This is a genomic window from Psychromonas sp., from assembly GCF_983033635.1.
The window spans coordinates 18,789-29,358 of the sequence record NZ_CEZLMY010000035.1; the positions used below are offsets into that span (position 1 = coordinate 18,789).

8 protein-coding genes and 1 pseudogene are annotated in these 10,570 nt (G+C 39.5%); 4 read left to right on the plus strand and 5 right to left on the minus strand.

The window, feature by feature from the left end:
* Positions 1-3: 3 nt before the first annotated feature.
* The 4 genes and pseudogenes from recJ to xerD (AC4GME_RS07135) form a co-directional block, all read right to left on the minus strand.
* Positions 4-1,728 carry a single-stranded-DNA-specific exonuclease RecJ gene (gene recJ, locus AC4GME_RS07120; RefSeq protein WP_490379187.1) on the minus strand — a complete coding sequence of 575 codons (1,725 nt, stop codon included), beginning with the start codon at positions 1,726-1,728 and terminating at the stop codon, positions 4-6.
* A 108-nt stretch (positions 1,729-1,836) separates the two neighbouring features.
* The gene (dsbC, locus tag AC4GME_RS07125) at positions 1,837-2,571 is read right to left on the minus strand and encodes a bifunctional protein-disulfide isomerase/oxidoreductase DsbC (RefSeq protein ID WP_490377591.1); all 735 of its coding nucleotides are present in this window, start codon (positions 2,569-2,571) and stop codon (positions 1,837-1,839) included.
* 142 nt (positions 2,572-2,713) lie between these two features.
* Positions 2,714-2,830: pseudogene (gene xerD, locus AC4GME_RS07130) on the minus strand (site-specific tyrosine recombinase XerD); the annotation flags it as partial.
* 198 nt (positions 2,831-3,028) lie between these two features.
* Positions 3,029-3,925 (minus strand): site-specific tyrosine recombinase XerD, encoded by an 897-nt coding sequence (gene xerD / locus AC4GME_RS07135; protein ID WP_490377592.1) that lies wholly within the window; start codon positions 3,923-3,925, stop codon positions 3,029-3,031.
* A gap of 35 nt (positions 3,926-3,960) precedes the next feature.
* Between xerD (AC4GME_RS07135) and fldB the strand changes: the two genes are divergently transcribed.
* Together fldB and AC4GME_RS07145 are read left to right on the plus strand one after the other, a co-directional pair.
* Complete coding sequence (gene fldB, locus AC4GME_RS07140) at positions 3,961-4,479, plus strand: flavodoxin FldB (protein ID WP_490377593.1); 519 nt, start codon at positions 3,961-3,963, stop codon at positions 4,477-4,479.
* A 333-nt stretch (positions 4,480-4,812) separates the two neighbouring features.
* The gene (locus tag AC4GME_RS07145; RefSeq protein ID WP_490377594.1) at positions 4,813-6,339 is read left to right on the plus strand and encodes a DUF3360 family protein; all 1,527 of its coding nucleotides are present in this window, start codon (positions 4,813-4,815) and stop codon (positions 6,337-6,339) included.
* A 131-nt stretch (positions 6,340-6,470) separates the two neighbouring features.
* On the opposite strand, the gene AC4GME_RS07150 is transcribed toward AC4GME_RS07145, so the two are convergent.
* On the minus strand, positions 6,471-6,977 hold the full coding sequence (locus AC4GME_RS07150) for a glycine cleavage system transcriptional repressor (RefSeq protein ID WP_490377595.1): 507 nt from the start codon (positions 6,975-6,977) through the stop codon (positions 6,471-6,473).
* 401 nt (positions 6,978-7,378) lie between these two features.
* Between AC4GME_RS07150 and focA the strand changes: the two genes are divergently transcribed.
* Entirely contained in the window at positions 7,379-8,248 is an 870-nt protein-coding gene (focA, locus tag AC4GME_RS07155; protein WP_490377596.1) for a formate transporter FocA, read from the plus strand.
* 42 nt (positions 8,249-8,290) lie between these two features.
* Positions 8,291-10,570 (plus strand): formate C-acetyltransferase (pflB, locus tag AC4GME_RS07160; RefSeq protein ID WP_490379188.1); only part of this gene is annotated, 2,280 nt, incomplete at its 3' end.

The following is a 10,570-nucleotide window of genomic DNA, read 5'->3' on the forward strand; positions in this document are numbered from 1 at the left end:
CTTTTACAAATCCTCTGGCTGTAATAACTCCACCAGCATCTGCACGCTTCGATTCCCCCTAAATTCGTTGATATCTAAACGATAAGTACAATACACACTTTTTACCAATGGGTTAGGCCAAAATTTAATATCGACATTAAATGCAATGGCATCAACTGTTTTATCACCCACTTGCAGGGTCATTTTAAGATGCTTACTGGCAACTAATCGTTGTTGTAACAATTTAAATGAACCATCAAAAAGTGGAGCAGGGAATCCCTGCCCCCAAGGCCCAGCATCCCGTAACTCTTGCGCTTGCGCCAGGTTAAACTGCTGCGCACTTAACTGCCCGTCAGAAAGCATCACATTATTGAGAAGCTCAGCTGCAACTTGTGCTTCTAATACTTCATTTAATATTTTATCAAACAATTTGAAGTCAGCTTCTTTTAATGAAAGGCCGGCAGCCATCGCATGACCACCAAATTTCAAAATAACATTGGGTATTTTTTTATCCACTAAATCCAGTATATCGCGAATATGCACACCAGGAATTGAACGTGCCGAAGCTTTTATTTCCCCATTAGCAGCTTTCGCAAAAACAAATGTAGGACGGTAATAAGATTCTTTGATTCGAGATGCGACCAAACCAATTACACCTTGATGCCACTGCGGATCAAATAAACAGATCGCATGGGGGAGCTGCTCTTCATCAATATGCAAATTTTGCAGGGTTTTTAATGCTTCATCCTGCATGCCCTGCTCGATTTCCTTGCGAGATTGATTTAACGCATCAAGTTCATTGGCAAGAATATTAGCCTGCTCCACGTTATCGCATAATAACAGCTCCACACCATAACTCATCTCATCTAAGCGACCAGCTGCGTTTAATCTTGGTCCTAATGAAAAACCCAAGTCACTGGCAACAAGCTGTGCCTGATTGCGCTTAGCAACACTAATCAACGCACTGATACCTACGCGGCAAACACCCGCACGAATACGTGCTAAACCCTGCTGAACCAAGGTGCGGTTATTTGCATCAAGCACAACCACATCAGCCACAGTGCCTAATGCGACAATATCTAACAAAGATGCTAAATTCGGTGCTTGTATATTCGCAAAAGAGCCTTTGTCTGACATAAATGCGCGCAGTGCCAGCATCACATAAAATGCGACCCCCACCCCCGCTAAATTTTTACTTGCAAAGTCACAACCTGCTTGATTGGGATTAACAATGGCATCTGCTTCTGGTATCTGTTCACCAGGAAGGTGATGGTCAGTAACTAATACTGTTAACCCCTGCTCTTTAGCATACGCCACACCGCTAATACTTGAGATGCCGTTATCAACAGTCATTAATAGTTGCGCACCTTTGCTAATCGCTAAATCAACAATTTCAGGACTTAATCCATAACCATAATCAAAACGATTGGGAATAAGGTAATCAATATTAGTAAAGCCTAACATGCGTAGCGCAAGAATACTCAGCGCAGTGCTGGTTGCTCCATCGGCATCAAAGTCCCCGATTACAATAATTTTTTGTGAAGATAATAAAGCTTGATATAACAACTCACAGGCTTGATGAATGCCTTTTAATTGTTTGCTTTGCAATAAACTTTTGGTACTGGTATCTAATTCACTTTCGCTTGTAATACCGCGATTGGCATAGAGTTGTTTTAATAGTGGAGAGCAGGAAAGATTAAGAAAGCCAGAGTCAACAAAGCTTCGATTTTTTACTTGAATAGAGGCCATAAAGAATAGCAATACTCCGATTAAGAAAGTAGGGATGCAATTGCTATAAACTGCATTAATAAGAGAATATCAATGCAGTTTATATCATTATTAAAGTGTGTATTGCTTTTATTTTTGCTCTAACAACTGAATTAAACGTTCGGCAGGTAAGTAACCAGGCTTAAGAGAGCCGTCTTCTAAAACAATTGCAGGCGTACCGCTAACACCAAAAAACAGACCTAATTCATATTGCTCTTTTACCGTGTTGTCACAGGTTTTAGGTTCAATTGCACGACGTTTTTTGGCGTTATCCATAGCCAGCTTTTGATCATCTGCACACCAGATAGAAACCATAGAATTATATGTTGAAGACTTTAAGCCGCCACGCGGGAAAGCTAAGTAACGCACTGTAATACCTTGTTTATGGTAATCAGCCATTTCAGCATGTAATTTCTGACAGTAACCACAGCTAGTATCGGTGAAAACAGTAATAACATGTTTCTCTTGCGGCGCTTTATAGATAATCATATCTTTTTCAAACGCTTTTAATTTGTTTTTACGTAGCGCCACTAAGCTTTTTTCAGAGATATTTTCCATATCATTATCTAAATCGTAAATATTGCCATGCACTAAAAATTGTGCGTTTTTACTAACGTAATAAACGCCCCTATCTGTTAATACTTCATATAAACCATCAACAACGAAAGGGCTTACAGAAGTCACCTGTATTTGCAGCGCACTCATTTTTGCCGTTATTTTATCAACCGCCGCTTTATCAACCGCTTGTGCCGCAAAAGAAAAAGAGGTGAAAACTAACATTGCAACCATAGTTACAATGCGTTTTTTAAACAGATTCAAAGACATATACAACCCTTAAGATTAAATTAGTATTTAGTAAATTAGCGATATACTCAAACCACTGAATGTACCTGAGTATGCCTAGAAATGAGTTCCTTGTGAATTTTTTTCTGTGTATTGATGCAATAGTGTTGAATCAGTTAGATAATTAAGCTCTCGGGTGATGCTCCTGATGCAACTCTTTCAATCTGTCTTGAGCGATATGGGTATAGATCTGCGTTGTTGAAAGATCACTATGCCCTAATAACATCTGCATAACTAGTAAGGTCCCAGCTCCGTAGCATAATTTAATACGGAAATTGAATTAACAGCCACTAAGCTCCTGAGTGATACTCCTGATGCAGCTCTTTTAGCCTATCTTGCGCAATATGCGTATAAATCTGCGTTGTTGAAAGATCACTATGCCCTAACAGCATTAGCATAACTCGTAAGGTTCTAGCGCCGTAGCATAATTTAACAGCCACTAAGATCTTGGATGATGCTCCTGATGTAACTCTTTTAGCCTATCTTGAGCAATATGGGTGTAAATTTGCGTTGTTGAAAGATCACTATGCCCTAATAACATCTGTACAACACGTAAGTCCGCACCATAGTTTAATAAGTGTGTTGCAAAAGCATGACGCAGTACATGAGGTGATAATGCCTCTTTATCTATGCCGCAAACCTGCGCATAAAATTTAATACGATGCCAGAATGTCTGCCGTACCATCACGTTACCACGGCGACTTGGAAACAGGATATCACTGCTTTGTCCCTTTAACAGTTCAGACCTCGTCTCATCAAGATAACGTTCAAGCCAATACACGGACTCTTGACCTAATGGTACTAGACGTGTTTTATTACCTTTACCGGTAACACGTACCACACCTTGTTGTAAATTTATCTCCCCCATAGTCAGTCCCACCAACTCCGAGACACGCAAACCGGTTGCATATAACAGCTCTAACATAGCTTTATCACGAAATTGCACGCTATCCGTTAAATCAGGGGCCGATAACAAACCATCAACTTCTGACTCAGACAGTGATTTTGGCAGGGGTTTAATTGTTTTTGGACTTTGCAATTTAGCACTCGGATCATCACTGCGCATTTTCTCTCGGCATAAATATTGATAATAACGGCGCAGAGCGCTCATTAAACGGGCTGTGGAGCTATTTTTATACTCTTTTTCACTATTTAAACGAAAACTAAAATAGTCACTTAAATCTACAGAGCTGGCATCAGCCAATATCTGTCCTCGACTTTCTAAAAACAGCTCAACCAAACGCAAATCATGGCGGTAAGAATCAAGCGTATTTTTTGAGAGCCCTCTCTCCAACCATAATGAATCTAAAAATTGGTCAATAGTTAATTCTTCCATTAAACTCTCCTTCTCTTTATTTATAAGGTTTTATTATGAAAATCGGTTTGTTTTATGGCTCTAGTACTTGTTATACCGAAATAGCAGCTGAAAAAATTCAAGCAGTTATTGGTGCCGATATTGTGGATCTATTTAATATAAAAACCGAGCCTCTTAGCAAGATAAATAATTACGACATTCTGATTTTAGGTATTTCTACTTGGGATTACGGTGAATTACAGGAAGATTGGGGCGCAATTTGGGATGAACTTGAGTCAGTTAATATAAAAGACAAGATTGTTGCCCTATATGGTTTAGGAGACCAGGAAGGATATGGGGAGTGGTTTATTGATGCAGTTGGCATGTTACACGACAAATTAATCACACAAGCACCAAGATTTATCGGTTACTGGCCGACAGCAGGTTATCAGTTTACGGCATCCAAAGCATTAAACGCAGACGGCACGCAGTTTCTAGGGCTGGCACTTGATGAAGACTCTCAATATGAGCTCAGTGATCAGCGCATTGAACAGTGGTGTTTACAAATTTTACAGGAGATAGAATTACTAATGTAATTGGGCTTATTTTCACTCGCATTTGCGGCTAAATTAAAATAGCTCTTGCTGGTCAAATTCTAACATTGTTGATCAAAAGACGAACATTAAAGCACAATATGGTGCATTTCCCCCCATCCAGATCACAGTTCAAGCAATACTTTTTAGTTATTTAATTTCAGTATCGTTACTATTCTGATCCAGATCAATCAGCTTTTTAACTCTTCCGATAAGCTACGCCAAATTATTTGATAGTATTAATGAATTGCCCAATTTTTATGTGAAATTCACTAGTATTATTTAACTTTTTCATTTTAATCAAGACTCACCAACAGTAAGGGAGTACCTCGTACCATGTCGGACGAAAACAAAAACGCGAGTTATCGCGAATTGCACAAACCAGCAAGCGAGTTTGAAACTCGTTCGGATTACCTGGATCATGAACTTCAAATAATGAAACCACGTCGTTACGCGCTAAACTTACCTGGTCGCGACTTCCGTTTTGAGTGGGAAGATCTTGTACCCGCTATTGCTGGTACTATTGGTATTATCGCAATGTATTCTGCAGTAATGATGTCATGGGCTGACGGTTTAACACAAGCTTGGCCACATATCACTTTAGGTAAAGAATTTGCTATCGAAGTAGCTCGTGTAGAGATGCTTATTCCAGCATTATTATTCTGTGTTATCGCATCAGGTTTTCTTAATCCACGCGCTAACTTAGCTGGTAACCATGGCCCAATGATCCCATTAATTGGCGCAATTGCATTGGCCGGTGCTCATCCACTTGCTTTAGCAATTTTGCTGGGGGTATTTGGTCTAATACTGAGTTACTTTAAAGGTGGTTCGAAACTAGTTAACTTAACCAGTGACGGGGTTGCGGGTGGTTTATTGGTCTTCCTTGGCTTTGGTGGCACCCTCTCTATGATTACAGGTATTCAATCATGGGGCAAAGGACTTGAATCTGTTGAGCACGGTGTTACAGCAGGCAGCATGGGGTATATCGGCCTAGTGGTTTTAGCTGCTACAGTCATACTATATGCTTACCTTGCAAAAATTAATAAACGTTGGTTAGCTATTCCAGCCTGTGCGATAACCGGTCTTGTGGTTGCACTTCTTTGTGGTGCAGGATTTGACATCGTCTTCCAAACGGAGATGGGGTTACCTAACTTGAATCCAGTTTACTGGTGGGGTAGTACAACTGAAGGTTGGATGTTGGGTCTACCTAACTTACAACACTTTATTGCATCACTGCCATTTGCTATTTTAGCAGTTGCTATGTGGTCACCAGACTTCTTAGGACACCGTATATTCCAAGAACTTAACTACCCTAAAAATACTGATAAAGTATTAATGGATGTTGATGATACGATGACTATGTGTTCTATTCGTCAAATAGTAGGTACAGCGGTGGGTGGTGGTAACATTACTTCAAGCTGGGGAACATACATGATCCCAGCCGCTATCGCTAAACGCCCAATTCCAGGAGGCTCGATAATTCTTGGTTCACTGGTAATTATCATTGCTATTTTAGGTTTCCCAATGGATGTTGCGGTATGGCCTCCGGTAATGAAAATTGCATTGCTAGTGGGTGTGTTTTTACCGCTACTTGAAGCGGGTATGCAAATGATTAAAAATACCAAAGACTCTCAGTCTGCAGGTATCTGTATATTTGCAGCTGCGGTTACTAATCCCGTATTAGCATGGGCACTAACCATGTTGCTTGATAACAATGGTCTTATCGGTGATAAAGAACGTGCTAATAAACTTTCATTCTTAGATAAAGTTATTATCCCAGGCTCTGTATTTGTCATCTGTTTAGGTGCAATGCTTGCAGTAGGTATGCTTGAAGGTAAATATGGTATTCCAGCATTGCTTTAATGTAACTTGCTGAGAATAACAAAAAGGCGACTATCGTTAAGATAGTCGCCTTTTTTTATACCCAAGTGGAAGGGTTAAACAAATTTATTGATTGAGCACAGTGGCAAAGAACTTAATCAGACAACTATTATTTAAGATTGAGCACGTAAATCGATTACCAAATCACTGGAAATATCCTGCAATGAATTGATCAGCTGCTCTTTATTAAAGTTATCGGAAACGGCAATTTTAAATTGACTGGTAAATACTGTGCCACTAATATCCGCTAATCCTAAACGGTGACACTCCATATTCTCTACCTTAATACTATTTTCACTTAATACCTGTGAGATATCATTAACTAAGCCAGGGCGATCTTTCGCATCAATACTTAAATCCAGGTGCGTGTGTTTTTGTTGAGTAATTGAACCTAAAACAGCTGCTTCAACATTAATTGCCAATGATTTAAAATCAGCAATGAGCTTTTCCACATGCGCTGATGCAATTTCAATTTTGATCAATCCTGCAAAATAATCATCAATATGGCTAATTTTACTATTTAACCATTTACCACCTAGTGCATGGGTTTTTTCTGATAATACTTTAACTAAATCAGCTTGATTTGAGCCATTAACAGTTACCATTATTTGAACATTCATAGACTTACTCCCAATAGATGATTTATCACGGTTAAATAGATAATTCATTGTTAATAAAGAAACTTATACTTTTAGTGTATAACCAAATAAATCATAAAGCACAATAAAAGTTATGCGCGCAATCACAACTAATAAAACGATGCAGAAGCAGTTGATAAACGTACAGGAAAATGATTTATCCATTACATGACAATGGTTTTCAATCACGCCATTTAGAAAAAAAATAACGTAAATATCACCTTTTTTCACAAGAAACAGCGTAAAAAAGAACAAAAAAGGCAGAAAACACCAAAAACTGTAATAAAATTACAGCTTTTTCCCAGGGGTTGATTTAAATCAATTTTATTGCATAATCCATTTGTTAGACTCAATTGCACTCAATTAATAGGTTAAAATCTTAGATGCGAGCAGAAAATAAAATTGATGAGTTACTTCCTCATCAAATTACAGAAAAAGCCGATAATGTTGCCTATAGCAAAGCAACCAAAGCCTTCCTCTCAGCTTTTTATCTCGCCGTTACTGCCGGCATGTTTATCAGTCTCGCATTTATTTTTTACGTTACAGTTACAACTGGCAGCCAGGATCTTGCATGGGGCATTAAAAACTTTATAGGCGGCCTGGCATTCAGTCTTGGTCTTCTCTTAGTTGTGGTTGTCGGCGGCGAACTATTTACCAGCAATACTCTTACTCTTATTGCCAAAGCCAGTCAGCGAATTACCAGCGCACAAATGCTAAAAAACTGGCTGGTTGTTTATTTTGGTAACTATATTGGTGCTACTTTTTTAGTTTTCCTTGTATTCTTTGCGGGGTTATATAATGCAGACAATGGACAATGGGGACTAACCGCATTACAAATTGTTCAACATAAACTTCATCACTCATTTACAGAAGCGGTTGCACTTGGTATTTTATGCAACATTATGGTCTGTCTTGCAATTTGGATGGCTTTTGGTGCGCGCAGTGTCACAGATAAAATGTTTGCAGTCCTACTGCCAGTTGCTATGTTTGTATCTTCAGGTTTTGAGCACTGTATTGCGAATATGTTTATGGTGCCCACAGGCATTTTAATCCAGCATTTTGCTCCAGCTGAATTTTGGCTTTCAATTGGCCATAACGCCAGTGAATTTGCAGACATAACGACCATGAACTTTATAATTAACAATTTAATCCCCGTGACCATCGGCAATATTATCGGTGGAGGCGTAATCGTTGGTTTGATGCATTGGATGATCTATCTGCGTCCGGCACAAAAAAACAAAATAAATTTATAATTACATTTAATTTTTAATCTCTAACTATAAAGGTAAATCTTTATGACTAAACTTAACGAAGACTTTTTATCAGCATGGAACGGTTTTGCTGGTGATACTTGGAAAACTGAAGTTAATGTTCGCGACTTTATCCAAAAAAACTACACCCCTTTTGAAGGTGATGAAAGCTTCCTAGCAGGTGCAACTCCAGCAACTGATACGCTTTGGGAAAAAGTAATGGTTGGTATCAAACAGGAAAACAGCACACATGCTCCTGTTGATTTCGATACAGATCTTGTTTCTACAATTACTTCTCATGACGCTGGTTACATCGATCAAGGTCTAGAAACAATTGTTGGCTTACAAACTGACGAGCCTCTAAAACGTGCGATTATCCCTAACGGCGGTATTCGTATGATCGATGGTTCTTGTAAAGTTTACGGTAAAGAATTAGATCCTACGATCAAAAAAACTTACTCTGAATACCGCAAAACACATAACCAAGGTGTTTTCGATGTTTACACTGGTGACATCCTTAAATGTCGTAAATCTGGCGTATTAACAGGTTTACCAGATGCATACGGCCGTGGTCGTATTATTGGTGATTACCGTCGTATTACACTATACGGAATCGACTTCCTAATGGCTGAAAAAGCATCTCAACATAAGAGCTTAGAAAAAGATCTTGTTGCAGGTGAAACATTAGAAGACACAATGAAACTGCGTGAAGAGATCTTCGAGCAATACCGTGCTTTAGGTCAAATGAAAGAGATGGCTGCTAAATACGGATCTGATATCTCTGGTCCTGCTACTAACGCTAAAGAAGCTATCCAGTGGACTTACTTTGGTTACCTGGCTGCAATCAAATCTCAAAATGGCGCGGCAATGTCATTTGGTCGTACAGCATCATTCTTAGATATCTTCATCGAGAAAGATCTTCAAGAAGGTAAAATCACTGAGACTGAAGCTCAAGAGCTTATCGATCACCTGGTAATGAAGTTACGTATGGTTCGTTTCCTGCGTACTCCTGAGTATGATGATCTGTTCTCTGGTGACCCTATCTGGGCTACTGAGTCTATCGGTGGTATGGGTGTTGATGGTCGTACGCTTGTTACTAAAAACAGCTTCCGTTTCCTACACACACAATACACTATGGGTCCTTCTCCAGAGCCGAACATCACTGTTTTATGGTCTGAAGAGTTACCAATCAACTTCAAAAAATACTGTGCAAAAGTATCTATCGATACTTCTTCTATCCAGTACGAAAATGATGACCTGATGCGTAACGACTTCGACAACGATGATTATGCTATCGCTTGTTGTGTATCACCAATGATTGTTGGTAAGCAGATGCAGTTCTTCGGCGCGCGTGCAAACCTTGCTAAAACTCTTCTTTACGCAATTAACGGCGGTGTTGATGAGAAGTCTAAAGCACAGGTTGGTCCTCGTACTCTTCCAGCAATCACTGCTGAAGTATTAGATTACGATGAAGTTTACTCAAACCTTGATCACTTCATGGACTGGTTAGCTGAAACTTATGTGACTGCACTTAACTGTATCCATTACATGCACGACAAATACAGCTACGAAGCGTCTCTAATGGCTCTTCATGACCGTGACGTTGAACGCACAATGGCATGTGGTATCGCGGGTCTTTCAATTGCAGCTGACTCATTAGCGGCAATCAAATACGCAACTGTTAAACCAGTTCGTGACGAAGACGGCATCGCAACTGATTTCGAAATTGATGGTGATTACCCTAAATTTGGTAACAACGATCCACGTGTTGATGATATCGCTTGTGAACTTGTTGAAAGCTTCATGAAGAAAATTCAGTCTCGTAAAATGTACCGTAACGCACGTGCTACACAGTCTATCCTTACTATTACATCTAACGTTGTATACGGTAAGAAAACTGGTAACACGCCTGACGGTCGTCGTGCTGGTACTCCTTTTGCACCAGGCGCAAATCCGATGCACGGACGTGATGAAAAAGGTGCAGTTGCATCATTAACATCAGTTTCTAAACTACCGTTCTCATACGCACAAGATGGTATCTCTTATACTTTCTCTATCGTGCCAAATGCATTAGGTAAAACTGACGACGCACAAAAAGCTAACTTAGCGGGTCTAATGGACGGTTACTTTAAGCACACACCTGAAATTGAAGGTGGTCAGCACTTAAACGTAAACGTAATGAACCGTGAAATGTTATTAGATGCAATGGAAAATCCTGAGAAATACCCTCAGTTAACTATCCGTGTATCTGGTTACGCAGTTCGTTTTAACTCGCTAACTCAAGAACAGAAAAACGACGTTATCGCTCGTACGTTCACAGCGACG

Bases quoted from the DNA above. Each gene is read 5' to 3' on its own strand.
- recJ (WP_490379187.1), bottom strand. From the start codon at position 1,728: ATGGCCTCTATTCAAGTAAAAAATCGAAGCTTTGTTGACTCTGGCTTT.
- dsbC (WP_490377591.1), bottom strand. From the start codon at position 2,571: ATGTCTTTGAATCTGTTTAAAAAACGCATTGTAACTATGGTTGCAATG.
- xerD (WP_490377592.1), bottom strand. From the start codon at position 3,925: ATGGAAGAATTAACTATTGACCAATTTTTAGATTCATTATGGTTGGAG.
- fldB (WP_490377593.1), top strand. From the start codon at position 3,961: ATGAAAATCGGTTTGTTTTATGGCTCTAGTACTTGTTATACCGAAATA.
- AC4GME_RS07145 (WP_490377594.1), top strand. From the start codon at position 4,813: ATGTCGGACGAAAACAAAAACGCGAGTTATCGCGAATTGCACAAACCA.
- AC4GME_RS07150 (WP_490377595.1), bottom strand. From the start codon at position 6,977: ATGAATGTTCAAATAATGGTAACTGTTAATGGCTCAAATCAAGCTGAT.
- focA (WP_490377596.1), top strand. From the start codon at position 7,379: ATGCGAGCAGAAAATAAAATTGATGAGTTACTTCCTCATCAAATTACA.